Genomic DNA, 17,970 nt, shown 5'->3' with positions numbered 1-17,970 from the left:
AAACACAGCAATTTTGGAGATGCAGGTGACGGTCTATTTGCCCGTAGTCATATCGGATACGATGTTTGATCAAATCGATATCGATGCATCAGGCACATATCTCTGGAGCGCGGTCCAATCCAGCGGCCTGTTTTCGACGATCACCAACAATGCGACGATCGTGACCGAACAAGGCAAGGGCATCGTCGTCTCCGGTCAATATTCAACCGTCCAGAATATCGGTGAAATCGATGCCGGGAGCTTTGGCGTCAAGCTTGAAAGTGAGCACGACCGGCTGTTCAATTCCGGCAAGATTACCGGAGCGATCGGCGGCGTAAACCTTGCCGGCAATCGCGAGACGGTGGACAATGTCGGCAACATCACAGCAGACATCGGCATCCGGATTGCGGGCAACGGTTGCGTCGTAAACAACTCCAGCATCATCAGTGCGCCACATCTGGGTATCCTGTCGACCGGCGATCAAACAACGATCGTGAATTTAGGCAGCATCGGCGCCGATGGCACCGCCGATTCCGTCGGCACGGCGGCGGTCCTGCGAGGCGATGACGCCATATTCGTCAACAAGGGCACGATCGGGGCTGCCGTGGCTCTCGTCGCTTCCGGACATGATGCAGACATCACCAATGAAGGGTACATCTGGGGCGTTTCGCCGACGGAGGCGCTCTTCAAGCTGAACGGCACCGGCACCACCAACTTCGTCAACAAGGGACAGCTGGACGGCTCCAAGATTATCAGCGGCGGCGCCGGCGACGAGGTGGTCAGCAACCATGGCAGAATGAACGGTGACGTCCGCCTTGGCGGCGGCAACGACGTCTTCGACAATCGCGGCGGAACTGTCGGCGTGGTCGATGGCGGCAGGGGCAACGACATCTACTATACCGGCGATTTTCAGACTTTCACCGAAAAGTCCGGTCACGGCGTCGATACGCTCGTCAGCGGTTCCAATGCATCCTTGGGTGCAAACTTTGAGAACCTGATCCTCACAGGCAGCGACAATGTCGACGCCGCCGGCAATGACGTCTCCAATATGATCACCGGCAATTCAGGCGACAATCGCCTGTACGGCGGCGGTGGAGATGATGTTTTCGTGTTTTCCGCCAAGGGAGGATCCGACACCATCGCCGATTTCGAGGATGGCGCGGACCGCATCCACTTCACCGAAGTGCCGGCGGCAGCAACCTATGACGAACTCCGCAGCGTCATGACCGAGGCGGATGGCAATGTCGTGATCGACCTCTCGGGCTATAAATGGGGCTTCAAGGTCACCATCGAGCACACGACCCTCGACCAGATGGATCGTTCGGACTTCATTCTCTGATCGGCGCCAATAGAGAGGCACCTGAAGGCCAGGCCGATCCTGTGCCCGGCCGGGATTTGAGGCGCGTTGCATAGTCCTGGATGCGGAAGACCGGTGGGAGGCTCCACCCGCCGGGCTGTTTCGCGTCCTTTGTTTTGCGCATGTCTTTGTCCCGAAACCGGCGACCGCTTCCGGGAGACATGCGCTCGCGCAAGCTATCGAAACAATTGAAACAAAGATCTCGGCTTGCAAAGATATCCCTGAAACAGTCGCACGCGAAAAAGGGCCTCATCGAAACAGCGGCTATCGAGGCTCTTCCATGACGACCGTGACAATCGGAAACCAGGATGCAACTTACCTCGCCAATCAGGCAGGCACGACCTATCTGCTCGAAGCGGGTACGACGATCGAGACCCAGTCCGGTGACGGCATCCAGGCCAATTCGAATGCCGCCAACAGGACGTTCCTGATCAATGGCGAGATCAACGCGCATGCAGAAGGCATCGAGCTTGGCGATTATATCAATCCGGGTTCTTACGCAGAGGCTGCGCGGTTGGAGATCGGCCAGACGGGGTATTTGCATAGCTCGGGAAACGGCTTGTTCCTTCTGGCCAACAATAGCGCATATAACATCGAGGGGGTCGTCGATGCCAGGTACCACGGGATTTTCATGCAGGGCGACAATAACCGTGTCACCAATTCCGGCCAGATACACGCCGGCGGCGATGCGATAGAGCTTTTCCACGACGGCAACGTCATCAACAATTCCGGCGCAATAACAGGCACGGACAATGGCGTGGTGATCGAGGCGTTCGCGAGCGATACGCGCATCGTCAACAGCGGCTGGATCTCCGGCAGCCGATGGGCGGTTTTCAGCTATTCGGGCACTGACACCCTGATCAATTCAGGCAGGATTTTCGGCTCTGTCTACCTCGGGGAAGGTGGTGATCACTTCGTCAGCAAAGGCGGTTTCGTGACCGGCCTGGTCAACGGCGGTGACGGCGACGACCGCTATATTGTCGGCGGCGGCAAGGTCAATCTGGTCGAAGATGCGGGATCTGGCAACGACACGGTGAAATCCTCGGTGTCCTGGACGCTCGGCGACAATTTCGAGCAAGCCTTTCTGACCGGCAGGAAGAACATCAATCTCACCGGCAACGATGATGGCTCGATCCTGACCGGCAATGCAGCCAGCAACAAGATCGCCGGCATGCTCGGCGATGACGTCATCACCGGCGGGCGCGGCAACGATGTCATGACCGGAGACAACGGCCAGGTGGCATTCGGCGGATCGGACACCTTCGTCTTCAAGCACCATTCCGGCCACGACGCGATCACCGATTTCCACAATGGCGAGGATGTGCTCGATCTCACGCACTATGACGGCCTGGACAGCTTCGCCGACCTCAAAGGCCATATCAAACAGGTGGGCGATAACGTCGTCGTCACGCTCCTCGATGGCGACCATTTCACGCTGCAAGCCACGCACAAAGCCGATCTTGACGCGTCCGACTTTGCCTTCTGATCTCCTCCCCATCGCAGAGCTGGCAAGGGGCTTCCGATGGGGAAAGTCGATGGAATAACCCTCCGCAGCCGCCCGGACGCGAGACAAAATCGCAGGGATTATCAAGCACATGCGGGTGGCCCTCTGTTTTTCGAGGGCGTTCCGGAATTGTTGCCAGAGGGTCCGAGGAGCAAGGCGCCCTTCTTCCCCGTCGAACCTGGCCGGCCTGGCCAGCCGGCTTGTTAATGTCGGTCCAGGCCCCTATCTCGAAACTACCCTGCCATGGCCTTTTCGCTTCACCCAAGGAGAAGGCCAATGAAGTCATCGCTGAAAGCTGCCGAGCGCAATGGACGCCTGCCGTCGCTGGTGCGGGATCTGTCGTGGTATGCGCTTTGCGTGCCGCCGCAGAAGGAATTTGCCGCACAGGAGATTCTCACGCGGCGCGGCATTGCCAGCTTCTGCCCGTTCGAGAGCGTCTGGCGGCAGAAGTCGCGCTATACCAAGGAAAAAATTCTCAGGCACTATCCCGTCATGCCGCGCTATGTGTTTGCAGGTTTCGACGCCGAGCCGTCCTGGTTCCACATCTTTTCCATTCCGCTGATCACCGCCGTCGTCGGCTTCAACAATCAGCCGGCGAAAATCCACGACATGCCCAGATTCGTCTCCCATTTCCGCAACGGCCTGAAACGCTCCGACGCGGAAAAGTTCATGCGCACGCATCGGGAATATGGGGTGGGCGATGTCGCCACCGTCATGCAAGGCGCGCTGACGGGGCGCTCGGTGGTGGTGGAGAGCATTGCGAGCGGGCATGCGTTTTTCAGGATGGAGATGTTTGGCGGGGAAAGGATGCTGAACCTGCCGATCGGGAATCTGGAGGCGGCGTGAGGGGGAATTTGGCGGCGGCGCCGGCTTCGGGCTTGCCTATAGCAGGCAAAAAGGCTTGCGTGCAGACATGAACTCATCATGACTGCAACGCGTCCGGTGTTTGCAACGTCCGTGCCAGGAGAAACGCATTTGTTGCCCCTCGATGATCCACGATGGAAAGACTTGCGGCATGCCTATGGGGATGCCGCCGATATCCCGGATTTGCTGCGAGCGCTCGCTTCGTCCACGGGACCGAAAGCGGGGTACGAGGCGGAGCCTTGGTTCAGCCTTTGGTCGAGCCTATGTCATCAGGAGGACGTGTATACTGCCTCCTACGCCGCCGTGCCTCATGTCGTGCAGATAGCAAGCGAGGCCAAAGGGCCGATCGACTTCTCATTTTTTCTTCTGCCAGCATCGATCGAGATCTCGCGCAAGGCTGGTCGAGGACCAAATATTCCGGACGCATATGCCGACGACTATCATCGCGCGATTGGACGGCTGGTCGATAATGCGAGCCTCCATCGCAATGGGGCTTGGGATCAGTCGATGCTCATGTCGGTTGCAGCGGCGCTCGCTGTTGCAAAAGGCCATATAGATGTGGCTGAGGCGTGGCTCTTACTGGACGATGATTGGATTGCCAGGATCAAGAAGGACGAGCGCGACTGAGCGTCCTGGCTCGGAAGCATATGCTGCGAAGCTCCTGAATTTCGCTACGGAAAGCAATCAGCCGAGCGAGAACATCCGCGTCTTGATCCCAATGGTGCCCCATGCCGAACGAAGAGCTGATCCTCTATATCGTCCCCAGTCTCGTCGCCACTTTGCTCAGTCGCGGGAGAGCCAAGGGAAGCGCGCTAACGGAGCAAGAGGTCTTCGAGATCCGCGACAATTGCCAGGCAATCGCAGTCCCGCGGGCTATTGCCCGGTCGATGGACGACAATCGTGGCTATCGGGATATCGATCCGGAAAATTGCTGGGCCGAGTGGCTGCGCGCCCGGGAGGAACTGGAGTTGCCGAACACGGTACAGGAACAGGAGGAGCTACAGAAAGCGCGCAAGCAACTGGCCGAGAGGGATGGAGCCAAAATGGCCGAGCCTCTGGCACAGTATCTGGGCAAGCCGGCATCGGATCTGCTCGCTTCCCCGCCCTTCAATGCATGGAGGTTCGAGAGACGGGATCACGACGACGAGCTGGACAGCGGACCAAGTTATAAATGTGCGGAGCGCGGGTTGGAGTTGAATTGTGCCGGCGATGGCACCATCGATACCATTTTTCTGAAGGTGAACCACGACAATCAGGCGATCACCAATATCCGGTTTTCTTCAAGCCGCAGCGAGGTGTCGACATTTTTCGGTGCCCCATCGCAAAGCGGTGCGGCTTACAAGCATGCTATCCTGGGCGAATATGGTCCCTGGGATCGGTTTGACGGGGCTATCTGCACTTTGCACGTCGAATATGAGCCTTACATCGACCAGATCAAGATGCTGACGTTCATGCGGCCCCATGTCGTGCCGTAGGCAGGCCCGAAATCCGTTTGAGGCCGTGTTGGCGGTTGGCTCGGCAGGTCGATGAAATTCGGTTTTGGTGTCGGCGGATCCCGACGACATGCTCGACGCGATCACCAGGGACCGCGCGGCCTTCCAGAGCCTCTACGACGAAAAGTTCTTCCGCTCGCCGCACGTGCTGCGGCTCTCCCCGACGCTGGTGATGAAGACGGTGCTGCAAAGGCCGGCGTCTTCCCGACCTCGTGCTTTAACATGCTCTACGCCAATTTGGCCGACACAAGCCGGTTGAGGCTCACGCCTTGCTCTGCCGCCTGAATGGCAAGATTGCGGTGTTGTTCTGGCGGGATACGCACCTGAAACTTGCCGCTATATTCCTTATCCGCAAGTGGCGTGGGAACATGCTCACCGTTGGCGGTCATGTCTTCGACCACCTGCTTAACCAGCTTAGTCAAGCCTTTCAGCGCGGTGGCTTGGTTGGCTGCGAGAAAGGACAGGCTGGGGAATTCCGCGCACAAGGCAACGAATTCCCCATCCTCTTCTGACCACGTAATGCGATAGGTGTAGTGTTGATGGTCAACCATTGTCATGGCCTTCTAGTTTTCTGATTGCTGTCAATACCTGCTTGACTTGGTAGGCTTTTGCCTTGCCGCTCTTGCCTTTTTGGATGTTCACACGGGGATCGCCCAGCCAAGGCGTTTTGTAAACGTGATGACTCGTCCCCTTCTGGCGAGGAGCACCAAAAAAGTGCTCGCACACCGCTACCAGGCTGGAAAAACAGACGTCCTGCGGCGCGTTTTTCCATTTCTCGAAGGTTTTTTCGATTTGTCTCACGCGGGCAATATAGTATCAATAATGATACTGTCACAAGCCTTTTTAGACAATTATTCTCGACGACCGTGACCTTCCGAGTGACATTGCATCCACTGTGATTGCGCGACTAGCGTCTGAAGACGTATGGCGAGATCGTTAGGCAGGCATTGGTACGGTTCCTGTCCTCAAAGTCCCGCGCTCCAAGAGCCCCGTGTCCTGATAGGAATTTACCGCTCCTTTATTACCGCTGTGCCATCATCCCTTGGCGCTGCACACGGCCTGCGCCGTTCGCCCGCTTGCCGGAAAAGTCGATCGACGGACAGGTTTTGGCGCCAGATCGACGCGTCCACACACCGCTTGTCCAAACGTGACAACAAACGGGATCGGCAATGTTTTTCATCGCCTCGAAATTTGTCGAAGCCGCGCTGCTGCCCTCCAACATCATCGCCCTCCTCGCAGCGCTCGGCCTGCTGGCTGGGTTGTTGCGGCGGCGACGGGCGCGCGCCTGGCTGCTCTCGCTCTCGGCGGTTCTGCTGTTCGTCTGCGGCTGGTCGCCGCTTGGGCCGGCCGCGACGATGGTTTTGGAAGATCGCTTTGCCATTCCGGCGCTGCCGGCCAAGGTCGACGGCATCATCATGCTGGGCGGCGCCGTCGATACGAATGTCACTGCGGATCGCAACAGCGTGGCCTTGACCGAGGGCGCCGAACGGCTGTTTGCGCTCGCAGCCCTGGCGCGGCGCTATCCTCAGGCGCGCCTCATCCTGTCGGGCGGGGGGCGTGAGCTCTTGCTCGGCAAAACGCTCAGTGAATCCGAAGATGCGCGCCAGGTGCTCGTCGATATCGGGGTTGCACCCGCGCGGATCGAGATGGAGGAGCGCTCGCAGACCACGTCGGAAAACGCCGTGGAAAGCTTTGCCGTCGCCAAGCCGAAACCCGGCGAAACATGGCTTCTGATCACCTCCGCCCACCACATGCCGCGCGCTGTCGCGTCCTTCCGGGCCGCCGATTTTCCGGTGCTCCCCTATCCCGTGGATTTTCGCACGCGTTTGGCCGACCTCCGCCGGCCCGTCAACTCGATCGCCGACGGCTTGGAATTGACCGACCTTGCAGCCCATGAATGGATAGGATTGCTGACCTATCGGCTGGCCGGCAAAACCAATCAGCTTCTGCCGGATTGAGTGTCGTGACTGGAGGCTCGCCCAGCAATATCTTCGTTTTCCTGGGCTTTGACGCCGTTACGAAAACGGTGTGTGCCGAGTGGCGTGTCCACATCGACGATCTCGAGCAGCTGCGATCGCTCCTGGCGCCGGCGAGCGATGGCGATCGTGACCTGGACGGCGAATATGACGAATTGTCAAAGCGCGACATGCGGCGGATCGGCAGGCTTTGTGTCCCGCCAATCGTGCCGCATGCGATCTTCAGCGGGATCAGCCGACCCTTCCACGCATTCGATGCCGTGCCCTATCTGATCCACACCAACTTCGAGCTTCCTCTGATGTTGGAAGGGCGCAAGCCTCTGGCGGTTTTTGGACACGGCTATCCGTCCGCATGGTTCGATGATTTCCTTGCGCCATTCGATCCTTTCGTGGCGTCGGGCCAGATCGTCCGGCGGATCATCGACACGCCGATGCCCGAGCTGCAGCGACGCCGTCCGGATCTCGAAGGAATGAGGGATGTGTTCTTCGCGCTGCCGGGAGAAGAATGGCGGATTGACGCCTACATCAAGAATATCAGGAACAGGGAACGCGCCTGGGATGAAGATCTTGAGCGCCTTCAGGGTTCACTGCTGGGTTATGAGGACTGGCAGAATGACTGGTGGATCGAAGAGCGCGTGAGACGCAGGAGGACGGCGGGGGGATAGCGGCTAACCCGGATTTATCCCGAAAGTCTTGAATTCTGCCACGCTTGGCAGCTGTTCAGTCCGTCCAACCCGGTGGGGGAAATGTGGGGGACGTCTTCAGGTCGAAGTTCGTCAGCAGCCATCCCGCTCCGCCCTTCATGAAGGTATATCTCAGGAACAGGAAGTCCTCGATCGGCTTCTCCTGATGAGGAAAGTGCAGGTAGTCCACGACGACACGGACGGATTGTCCATATGTCTTGTCTAGAACCCTGTCCTCGAAGTCGGCCTTCCCATGTGCGGTCACGGCTTTGAAAATGTTCTTCAGTTTTTGATAGGGATCTTGTGGCGATTGCACCGGAGCGAAATCTTTCGCAAGCGCAGCCCCGGCGTCGTCAGGTTTGGCGTCCGCCAGGAGTTTGGATACCACCGTGCCGACCGTGGGGGGATCGACGACCGGAGCCACGCTTTCGGCCGCGGAGGCCTGACTAACATTCAACAGCGCTAGAAGTGCAATAGAGTAACATGCTCTGTTCATTGGGCTTTCCCTGTGGCCATTGTTGCAGGACGCGCCAGCATAGGTAGCACAGCGGAAAATTGTCTACAGATAAATCTGGCGGATTGCGTGCCGTGAGCGCCGGCTATTTGAGCCTGCGGACGAAAGCTGTCGCAATGCGTGTTTGGTTGTCCCGAAAGTCAGGCAGCTTCCAATCAATCGAACCCTTTGAAAAACACGTAATTGACCGCGCCGCCAGAAACCATCCAGTCGCTGGCTTTGCTGATGCGTGGGTCTTTCAGCCGCAATGTCGAATGCCAATCGAAGACATATTCGCCATCGTCAGGGGTTCGCACCCATGTCGCCTCGTGCTCGACGCCCCAATGGACCCGATGGATGCCGGAACAGCTGGCGACGCCGGAGATCTGTTGTGCCCGCATGGCCTTGTGAATGGCCTTGATCGTGACCGCGGCGATGCCAAGGCATATGCGTTCGTCAAACACGGGATCGCCCGGCCCGAGGCCGCGCATGATCATGGCGAAATTCCGCACGCCGCCCGCCAAGCCGCCGAACTCCAGGACGAGCGAGGCCCCGGGCGACGTCCAGTCGGCGAGCGTTTCGAGGGTGGGATTGGGAACGATGGCTTTCTGGCAGGCGGTGTCGGCGGCGACCGCCGCGACGATCTGGTCTGCGGTATTCTTGCTCAACGTCATTTCGACATCCTTTCAGAAACCGGCACTCCTTAGATGTACACCGGTTTGGGGAAAAAATATCGCCGAATTCGTGGTTTTGATGGGCCATGCCGTCGCAGGCGACCACGACGTCGTTTTTCGGCGGCTAGGCGAAACGCCGCGATTTCGCGGCAAATGCGCTGCGGCGGCAGTTTTGAACGTCGAAACAGATCGTCTCGGGATCAATGGTCCTGCCGCGCGCCATGCGGCAATTCACCTTGCGCCAGTGCTTGCTGTTGGCGGGGAGGGTGGTGCATGTGGCACTCGGGCCGCAGCCGACATTTACGACCGGCTTCAAGCCTCGAATCTGCGCCCCGGACTTAGAAGCCGTGCACCGCGATGATGATTGCGAAAGCGATGACGACCAGAATGCCGACAAAGGTCATGGCGCTGACGATGAGGGCGGCCGCGATCGGATAGATGTTGCGCCATGCAAGCGTTGCCGCAGCGATTGCGAGGAGCGGCGATATGACGAAGATGGCGGGGGTCGCTTTGTCGGCGCCGTGAAAGTCGAGGCCGTGCTCGACGACGTATGGCACCGTCGAAAGCCAGCCCAGCATCACGCTCCCGGCGACTGCAAGGGTCGTGCCGCGAAGATCGCGCCGAGTGGCCAGCACGAAAGCGATGACGGCGGCAACGCACTGGAGCCCGCCCATCATGGCCGCTATCCATCCACCGAGCCCGGAGGCCTGGTTCGGCACCCCCATGAACATATAGGCCACGGACGACAGACCCGAATAGACCTGCAGCGCCGCCGTGAGAACCAGCAGCGGCCATGCTGCCTTTGCCGCCAGGGAATTGTTCTGCTGCTCTTCGCCCACCATGTTCCGCTCTCTGAAAACCGGACCAGCGCGGCTATGCACCGGCTGGTCCAAGGTTGCCTGTGAAAAACTGCTTCGGGTACGGAAATGTCCGCCTGGAAGAGGCATTTTGCAATCCCGCCACCCAAACGGCAAGTCTGGGCCAAATGCGAGCAGACAGGCGTCGTCACGCTCTCGTTTGCATCCGGTGGGCAGCGGAACGATGCAAGGCGATATTCACATTGATCAAAGTGCGTTAACACTTGCCGCCGATTCGATTCCGGCGCATTCTGGAGTTGGAGGAAGGGTCGTGCCGAACATTGAACGGGCTTGGATGAGGGTATTCTTGTTGCCAGATGGGCGAAGCTTCGCTTGTGAGATTTCCCGCGAGCCTCCGGTCGGTGGCCACACAGGCCTCTGTCGACGTCGTGCCTGTGCAGGACCAGGCCTATGAGCGAGGAGCCACCCATCATCATCGTTATTGATGATGATCCTGCGGTTCGCGAGGCGCTTGGCAGCCTGCTGCGATCCGTCGGCTTTAACGTAAAACTGCTTGCTTCGCTTGACGAATTCCCGATGCCAAGACGCCCGGCCGGCGCATGCTGCCTTGTGCTCGATGTTCGGTTTCCGGGGCGAAGCGGACTTGATTTCCAGCGTGAATTGTCGGCGGCGAATATTCAGCTCCCGATCATCTTCATCACCGGACATGGCGACATTCCAATGTCCGTCCAGGCGATGAAAGGGGGGGCGATCGAGTTCCTGCCGAAGCCGTTTCGGGATCAGGACCTGCTCGACGCCATTAACGTCGGCCTGGCGCGTGATCGCGCATGGCTCGAGAACGAAAAGGCACAGGCGTCCCTGCGTACTCGTTTCGAGAACCTGACGCCGCGAGAGCGTGAAGTGATGGCTCTGGTGGTGAGCGGGCGACTTAACAAACAAATCGCCTTCGAGTTGGGCGTGAGCGAGATCACTGTGAAGGTCCATCGCGGCCAGATCATGCAAAAGATGTCCGCTGCGTCCCTGCCTGAACTCGCTCTCATGGCGGATAAGCTCAAACTTGTCCCGCGAAAGCCGCAAACGCAGTCGTAAGTTTTTGCGGCGCGTATAGGTCACCCCTTCCTTTTTGATAATGCATCTTTCCCTGTGGCCAATAGCCCTGCAGGCGAACCCCTTCTATACTTGGGCTTCCTCCTCCCAAGGCGGTTTCGTTCCGATCGGCCCACCTGAGCCTCCCCCCTCGGGGGGGAGGTCCCTGCAAGCGATAGGGAAAAGCAATGAGTCAGAGCGGACTTAGGCAGACTGCTGATATCGAGGGCCTCCTCCTCACACGGATGGAACTGGTCGGCCTGACACTGGCGGCCAATGGCTACTGTGCTCAACACATCGCTGCGCGAATCGGCGTCAACGAAAGAGAGATCGAAACATTGCTCTTCTGCGCCGAGCGGAAGCTGCGTGCGAAGAACAGGCTACATGCGGTCGCCATCGCTGTCAGCCAGGGCTTGGTCGGAATCGGGGTATAGGGGTTTCCTCGTAGGGCCGATTCCGGTCCGGGTGCTGCAGGCGCTTTGTGGCGTTGACGTTGAGGTCGCTCCCGGCCATGACGTCGCGACTGTTCGATGGCGGCGGACCGTCTGCGGCACCCAACAAGACAAAGGCCCTCCGGCGCATCGCGCTCGGAGGGCTTGATTTTGTGAACATGTGGGACATGAGAGCATGTCGCACCTTTCGTCAGGATCGCGTGACTTTCGGACAAGACGGCCGCACATGGCCAATACACTTGGCAAGTATTCGACGGCCCCAGCGTTGCCGGCTCCTGGTTCAAAAAGTCAGAGAATGCGAGCCAGCATGGTTGGTCCGTGTGCATGTCATTGCCGGGCGGCAAGTTCGCGATTGTCACGGTGTCATTATACGAAGGTATCGCAATAGGAACCCAGCGTATGATTTTCTTTCATCTGTTCTGTGGTTAGTCTCTACTCCTTGCCACAGCGATGGCAAGGTAGCGGTTCTACCCCTACGCTACCGACAAGGCTTCGGCCCCCACGGCTATTCGAAGCTCCGCGGGTCCCGTATCCGCCTTGCCGTCCAGCCCTCGCCGGGCGGTCTTCTGTCAGCAGAAATACGCCCAAGAACCAGGTACTGCGGCCGCGCTGGGACGCTCGGCCGGGGTGTGGTAGAAGATCGGGGGAGCGGTTGAGGCTTATCGAACGCGCGTTCGCCACGTTTGATCGGACGGAACTCCGAAACAACGACGGCAGCTCCGCTGAGACAAGCGTGTAACTGGGCGGGCAAGTCAGATTTTCTTCTTTATTGAGTGTTGGTGGAGATATTAGCTTGGAGGTTCTTTGGCAGGATGGTGATCGCGTCCTCCACCGTGAACGGCGCCGCGGCGCCGACGGCAAATGGAGCCCGGCACTGGTCGTGCTTCCGGCCCAGGACCACCCCTCGCCTTCGAGCCTCGAGCGCCTCGACCATGAATATGGCCTGAAGAACGAGCTGGATAGCGCATGGGCGGTGCGGCCGTTGGAATTGGTGCGCGAGGGCGGCCGGACGATGCTGGTGCTTGAAGATCCGGGCGGCGAACCGCTGGCCCGGCATCTCGGACCCCCTATGGAAACGGGGCATTTTTTGCGTGTCGCGATCGGCATCGCTGCTGCCCTCGGCAAGACCCACCAGCGTGGCCTGATTCACAAGGACGTCAAGCCGGCCAACATCCTGGTAAAGGGCGCGAGCGACGTGCGGCTCACCGGCTTCGGCATAGCGTCGCGCCTCTCGCGCGAACGGCAGGCGCCCGAGCCGCCCGAAGTGATCGCCGGAACGCTGGCCTACATGGCCCCGGAGCAGACCGGGCGCATGAACCGCTCGATCGATTCCCGCAGCGATCTTTATGCACTGGGCGCAACCCTCTATGAAATGCTGACTGGGAACCTGCCCTTCAGCGCGGCCGACCCGATGGAACTGGTCCACTGCCACATCGCACGGCAGCCGATGCCGCCGCACGAGCGGGCGGCAGGCGTTTCACCGGCGGTCTCGGCGATCGTCATGAAGCTGCTCGCCAAGACGGCCGAGGACCGATACCAGACGGCCGGCGGCGTCGAGCGCGATCTTGGCCGGAGTCTCAGTCAATGGGAGGAGGAGCGCCGCATCGACGCATTCCCGCTCGGCCAACACGACAGTCCGGACCGCTTATTGATTCCCGAGACGCTCTACGGGCGGGAGCGCGAGGTTGAAACCCTGGTGACGTCCTTCGACCGTGTGGTGTCGGGCGGGGCGCCGGAGCTGGTGCTGGTCTCCGGCTATTCCGGCATCGGCAAGTCGACGGTGGTCAATGAGCTCCACAAGGTCCTAGTGCCGCCGCGCGGGCTGTTCTCGTCCGGCAAGTTCGACCAGTACAAGCGCGATATCCCTTATGCGACGCTAGCCCAGGCCCTCCAGGGTCTGCTCAAGGGGCTCCTGGCCAAGAGCGAGGCCGACCTGGCACCATGGCGCGAGGCGTTGAGCGAGACGCTCGGCCCCAACGGACAGCTCATGGTGGACCTGGTCCCGGAGCTGAAGCTCATCATCGGCGACCAGCCGCCAGTCGCTGAACTCTCGCCACAGGACGGGCAACGGCGGTTTCAGCTGGTATTTCGGCAGTTCATCAGCGTCTTTACACGGCCCGAACATCCACTGGCGCTGTTCCTCGACGATCTCCAATGGCTCGACACGGCGACGCTCGACCTGCTCGAGGATCTGATGACCCGTTCGGATGTCCAGCACCTCATGCTGATCGGTGCCTACCGCGACAACGAAGTCACCGCCGCCCATCCGCTCAGGCGCAGGCTCGACACGATCAGGGCAGCAGGCGGCAAGGTCGCGGAGATCAAGCTTGCCCCGCTCGGCCCAGAGCATCTCCGGGCGTTGGTCGCGGATGCGCTCCACTGCGAGCCCGAGCGCGCCACGCCGCTGGCGCAACTGATGCACGGCAAGACCGGCGGCAATCCCTTCTTCGCCATTCAGTTCATGTCTTCGCTCGCCGAAGACGGATTGCTGACCTTCGATCATCACGCGGCATGCTGGTCGTGGGATCTCGGTCGCATTCACGCAAAGGGATACACCGACAACGTCGTTGACCTGATGGTCCGCAAGCTCACACGCCTGCCGTTCGAAACCAGGCAGGCGCTGCAGCAGTTCGCCGGTCTCGGAAACATTGCGGATTACACCCTGCTTTCGCTCGTTCTCGATATCCCCCAGAACCGGATTCATGGCGCTCTTTGGCCTGCCGTCTCTCATGGACTGCTTGAGCGTCCGGTCGGCGCCTACCGGTTCGTCCACGACCGAGTCCAGGAAGCGGCCTATTCGTTGATCCCTGAGGAGAAGCGGGGCGAATTGCATCTTCGCATCGGTCGACTGCTTGCGGCGAATACGGCGCCGGAGCTGATTGACGATCACGTCTTCGACATTGTCAGCCAGCTCAATCGCGGCGCCGCCCTGATTGCCTCATCTGACGAACGTAAGCAGCTGGCCGAATTCAATCTGCTCGCGGGCAAGCGCGCAAAAGCCTCGACGGCCTACGCCTCGGCGCTCAACTATTTTGTGGCCGGCACGAAAATGCTGCCGGAAGACGGCTGGCAGCGCCATCACCAGCTGGCCTTCGCACTCGAGTTGAACCGGGCCGAATGCGAGTTCCTCATTGGTGCGCTGGCGGATGCGGAAAAGCGGTTGGCTGAGCTTTCCCATCGCGCGGTCTGCATCGACGACCAGGCTACCGTCGCCTGCCTGCGCATCGATCTCTATGCTGCGCTCGGCCAGACCAGCCGCTCTGGCGCCGTCGGTCTCGACTATCTGAGGCAGCATCTCGGCCTCGACTGGTCGCCCCATCCGCGCGACGAGGAGGTGCAACGGGAATACGACCGGATCTGGTCGCAGCTCGGCAGCCGCACGATCGAAGAGCTCATCGATCTGCCATTGAGAAGCGATGCTACCCTGGACATCCTCACCCGGCTCATTGGCGCGGTGTGGCATACCGACGGGAATCTGGCATGCATGGCAATCTGCCTGGCCGTGAATCTGAGCCTCGAGCGCGGCAACGGCGACGGGTCCTGCTACAATTATGTGTCGCTTGGCTATGTTGCGGGGCCGCGTTTCGGCGACTATGAGGCCGGATTCCGCTTCGGTCAGCTTGGCTGCCAACTGGTCGAAAAGCACGACCTGAAGCGCTTCCACGCCAGGATTTTGAAAGACTTCGGAGCCCATGTCATACCATGGACGCGACATATTCGAACCGGCCGCGACATGTTGCGGCGCGCGCTTGAAATTGCCAACCAGAGCGGCGATCTCGCCTTTGCCGGATATAGCTATGCCAGCTTGAATTCAAACCTGCTGGCGGCGGGAGATCCGCTTGTCGACGTGCAGCGCCAGGCGGAGACAGGCCTCGCATTTGCGCGGAATGTGCGGTTCCAGTTCGTCATGGATCTCGTCAGCGCGCAGCTCGGCCTCGTGCGGACGCTGCGCGGGTTGACCCGGACGTTCGGCTCCTTCGACGACGACGAATTTGAAGAGCTTGCGATGGAACGCCGCCTTTCGGAGGATCCGAACTTGATTCTGGCGGAGGGCGCCTACTGCGTCAGAAAACTCCAGGCACGGTTCTTCGCTGGCGACTATGAGGCGGCCGTCGAAGCGTCATTGCGGGCGCAGCGGCTGCCATGGACATCGGTGGCGCATTTCGAGGAAACGCCGGAGCACCATTTCTTCGGCGCCCTGGCGCGCGCCGCGTGCTGCGAGAAGGCCACGGCTGACCAGCGGGAGCGGCATATCGAGGCTCTCGCCGCCCACCACCGGCAGCTTCTGATCTATGCGGAGAATTGTCCTGATAACTTCGAGAACCGTGCCGCGCTGGTCGGCGCCGAGATAGCGCGCATTGAAGGCCGCGAAATCGACGCCGCGCGGCTTTACGAACAGGCTATCCGCTCGGCGCGCGCCAACGGCTTCATCCATCATGAAGCCCTCGCCTATGAACTCGCCGCCCGCTCTTATGCGCAGAGAGGCTTCGAAGACTTCAGCCGGCTCTATCTCGGCAACGCGCGCAATTGCTATCTGCGCTGGGGTGCTGACGGCAAGGCCCGGCAACTCGAGGAACTCTATCCCCATCTGCGAGCCGAAGAGCATGCTCCAGCGACAAAGAGCACGATCGGAGCACCTGTGGAGCAACTCGACCTCGCGACCGTGATAAGGATTTCCGAAGCCGTATCGGGCGAGATCGTACTCGAAAAACTGATCGACACGCTGATGCGCACCGCGCTCGAACATGCCGGCGCGGGGCGGGGTGTGCTGCTCGTTCCAAACAATGGGGAACTCAGGTTCGAGGCGGTGGCCGAGACCACCGCCAGGGATTTCACCATGCGTCTGCGCCCTCCTGCCGGAAGCATCCCTGTGCCCGAGGCGATCGTCAATTTCGTCGCGCGGACAAGTGAAGTCGTTATCCTGGACGACGCCTGCACCGAGAATATCTGGTTCGATGATTATATACGCGACTTCAGGCCCCGGTCGGTGCTCGGCCTGCCACTCGTCAAGCAGGGCAGGCTGATCGCGCTGCTTTATCTCGAGAACAATCTGGCGCCGCGCGTCTTCACCCCGGCCCGGATCGCGGTGCTGAAGCTGCTTGCCTCGCAAGCCGCCACTGCGCTGGAGAACACCCGGCTCTACGAAGATCTCGCCGGACGCGAAGCCAGAATTCGCCGCCTCGTCGATGCCAACATTATCGGGATCTTTATCTTTCGTCTCGACGGCCAGATTCTGGACGCCAACGACGCGTTCCTCCGCATGATCGGCTACGATCGCCAGGATCTCGTCTCGGGCCGTATCCGCTGGACCGATCTGACCCCAGCGGAATGGCTTGACCGGGACGTGAGGCTATGGGTGCCTGAGCTCAAGGAGACCGGCATCCTGCCGGCCTTCGAGAAAGAATTTATTCACAAGGACGGCAGCCGCGTGCCCGTGCTGATCGGCGGAGCGAGCTTCGAAGGCAACGAGGACGAGGGTGTCATCTTCGTGCTTGATTTGACCGAGCGCAAACGGGCTGAGGAGGCGTTGCAAAAGGCGCAGTCGGAGCTGGCGCATGTCACGCGCGTGACGACGATTGGGGCATTGACTTCGTCGGTCGCCCACGAAGTCAACCAGCCTCTGGCAGCCATCGTCACCAACGCCGATGCGGCTCTGCACTGGCTCGCCGGTAAGACGCCCGACCTCGACGAGGCACGCGCGGCGCTGGCACGCATCGTGCGGGATGGACACCGGGCCGGCGAGGTGATCGGCAAAGTGCGTGCGCTTCTCAAGAAAACGCCCGCTATCATGGGTCGTGTGGATCTGAATGGGCTGGTCAAAGATTCGACCACTCTTCTCCAAGGCGAGTTGCGCCGCGATCAGATCATCTTGAAGACCGAGCTGGCAGACGATCTGCCATTGGTGATTGGCGACCATGTGCAGTTGCAGCAGGTGATCCTCAACCTGATGATGAATGGCATCGACGCCATGGCTGATGTGACAGACCGACCGCGCGAACTGACGGTTTTGACCCGGCTTGAAGGATCCGAGGCGGTGTTCGCTGTCCGGGACGTCGGCATCGGCCTGGACTTGCAGGCCGCGGAAAAGGCGTTCGAGCCATTTTACACCACGAAAGCCGAGGGTCTCGGAATGGGCCTGGCCATCTGCCGGTCAATTATCGAGTCACACAGCGGTCGGCTTTGGGCCGGCATGAACGGGCCGCACGGAGCTGTATTTCAATTCACAGTGCCACTGCATGTCTGGATTCCAGCCATTTGAAGCACGCCGTCAGTATGAGTGCCACGCAAAATGAAAACATTTGGTGGTCCTGCATCCGCATACCGATAGGCCACTGAGGCTATCGTGATCTCCACGGGCCTCACCGAACCAGGGCGCTCCCGGGGCCGACGATGCCGTCGAAGGTACGCTTGATGGAGGTGTCGGCTTTCGGGAAAACGCCACTGCTGCTCCTGCGGCTGATACGAGGGCGCATAGCCGCCGCTAGCGCCAGCTTGACCTCACGCGCGATCCTACCGCACTTCGCGAACTCCTTGCTGCCCGAGCCGAAAATTTCGGTGTGACCCCGCTCGGCAATATTGGTCTAACTGGCC

The 17,970-nt window shown here is 60.0% G+C and carries 15 protein-coding genes; 10 read left to right on the top strand and 5 right to left on the bottom strand.

All coding sequences use genetic code 11. From position 1 onward, the window contains the following. Positions 1–61: 61 nt before the first annotated feature. The 5 genes from AC1DYF_RS25540 to AC1DYF_RS25520 all read left to right on the top strand — a co-directional run bounded on the left by AC1DYF_RS25540 (position 62) and on the right by AC1DYF_RS25520 (position 5,179). Entirely contained in the window at positions 62–1,318 is a 1,257-nt protein-coding gene (locus tag AC1DYF_RS25540) for a hypothetical protein (RefSeq protein ID WP_477879723.1), read from the top strand. Between the two features lie 298 nt (positions 1,319–1,616). Beyond that, on the top strand, positions 1,617–2,822 hold the full coding sequence (locus tag AC1DYF_RS25535) for a calcium-binding protein (protein WP_477879722.1): 1,206 nt from the start codon (positions 1,617–1,619) through the stop codon (positions 2,820–2,822). Between the two features lie 294 nt (positions 2,823–3,116). Further along, positions 3,117–3,686 (top strand): transcription termination/antitermination protein NusG, encoded by a 570-nt coding sequence (gene nusG / locus AC1DYF_RS25530; RefSeq protein WP_477879720.1) that lies wholly within the window; start codon positions 3,117–3,119, stop codon positions 3,684–3,686. 78 nt (positions 3,687–3,764) lie between these two features. Then, positions 3,765–4,331 (top strand): hypothetical protein, encoded by a 567-nt coding sequence (locus tag AC1DYF_RS25525; protein ID WP_477879718.1) that lies wholly within the window; start codon positions 3,765–3,767, stop codon positions 4,329–4,331. Between the two features lie 101 nt (positions 4,332–4,432). Beyond that, entirely contained in the window at positions 4,433–5,179 is a 747-nt protein-coding gene (locus AC1DYF_RS25520) for a hypothetical protein (protein ID WP_477879717.1), read from the top strand. A gap of 245 nt (positions 5,180–5,424) precedes the next feature. On the opposite strand, the gene AC1DYF_RS25515 is transcribed toward AC1DYF_RS25520, so the two are convergent. After that, the gene (locus AC1DYF_RS25515; protein ID WP_477879715.1) at positions 5,425–5,748 is read right to left on the bottom strand and encodes a type II toxin-antitoxin system HicB family antitoxin; all 324 of its coding nucleotides are present in this window, start codon (positions 5,746–5,748) and stop codon (positions 5,425–5,427) included. Then, positions 5,741–5,998 (bottom strand): toxin HicA, encoded by a 258-nt coding sequence (locus AC1DYF_RS25510; RefSeq protein ID WP_477879713.1) that lies wholly within the window; start codon positions 5,996–5,998, stop codon positions 5,741–5,743. Before AC1DYF_RS25510 ends, AC1DYF_RS25515 begins: the two co-directional genes overlap by 8 nt. A gap of 368 nt (positions 5,999–6,366) precedes the next feature. On the opposite strand from AC1DYF_RS25510, the gene AC1DYF_RS25505 reads away from it, so the two are divergent. Then, the gene (locus tag AC1DYF_RS25505) at positions 6,367–7,155 is read left to right on the top strand and encodes a YdcF family protein (protein ID WP_477879712.1); all 789 of its coding nucleotides are present in this window, start codon (positions 6,367–6,369) and stop codon (positions 7,153–7,155) included. 188 nt (positions 7,156–7,343) lie between these two features. Further along, a complete protein-coding gene (locus AC1DYF_RS25500) occupies positions 7,344–7,838 on the top strand; it encodes a hypothetical protein (RefSeq protein WP_477879710.1) in 495 nt (164 codons plus the stop codon). Positions 7,839–7,893: 55 nt separating this feature from the next. On the opposite strand, the gene AC1DYF_RS25495 is transcribed toward AC1DYF_RS25500, so the two are convergent. From AC1DYF_RS25495 to AC1DYF_RS25485, 3 genes are all read right to left on the bottom strand, one after another. Beyond that, positions 7,894–8,352: a hypothetical protein gene (locus tag AC1DYF_RS25495; protein ID WP_477879708.1), complete on the bottom strand. Its 459-nt coding sequence runs from the start codon at positions 8,350–8,352 to the stop codon at positions 7,894–7,896. A gap of 173 nt (positions 8,353–8,525) precedes the next feature. After that, a complete protein-coding gene (locus AC1DYF_RS25490; protein WP_477879706.1) occupies positions 8,526–9,023 on the bottom strand; it encodes a hypothetical protein in 498 nt (165 codons plus the stop codon). Between the two features lie 338 nt (positions 9,024–9,361). Then, complete coding sequence (locus tag AC1DYF_RS25485) at positions 9,362–9,865, bottom strand: hypothetical protein (protein WP_477879704.1); 504 nt, start codon at positions 9,863–9,865, stop codon at positions 9,362–9,364. Positions 9,866–10,291: 426 nt separating this feature from the next. On the opposite strand from AC1DYF_RS25485, the gene AC1DYF_RS25480 reads away from it, so the two are divergent. From AC1DYF_RS25480 to AC1DYF_RS25470, 3 genes are all read left to right on the top strand, one after another. Beyond that, positions 10,292–10,930 (top strand): response regulator transcription factor, encoded by a 639-nt coding sequence (locus AC1DYF_RS25480; protein ID WP_477879703.1) that lies wholly within the window; start codon positions 10,292–10,294, stop codon positions 10,928–10,930. A gap of 185 nt (positions 10,931–11,115) precedes the next feature. Next, complete coding sequence (locus AC1DYF_RS25475) at positions 11,116–11,361, top strand: helix-turn-helix domain-containing protein (protein ID WP_477879701.1); 246 nt, start codon at positions 11,116–11,118, stop codon at positions 11,359–11,361. 811 nt (positions 11,362–12,172) lie between these two features. Beyond that, entirely contained in the window at positions 12,173–17,638 is a 5,466-nt protein-coding gene (locus AC1DYF_RS25470) for a trifunctional serine/threonine-protein kinase/ATP-binding protein/sensor histidine kinase (RefSeq protein ID WP_477879699.1), read from the top strand. The last annotated feature ends 332 nt before the right edge of the window (positions 17,639–17,970 follow it).

This window comes from Rhizobium sp. P2_G9 (genome assembly GCF_056403475.1).
Note: the sequence above shows the minus strand (reverse complement) of the source record. Positions and strands in the feature narration are given on the sequence as shown.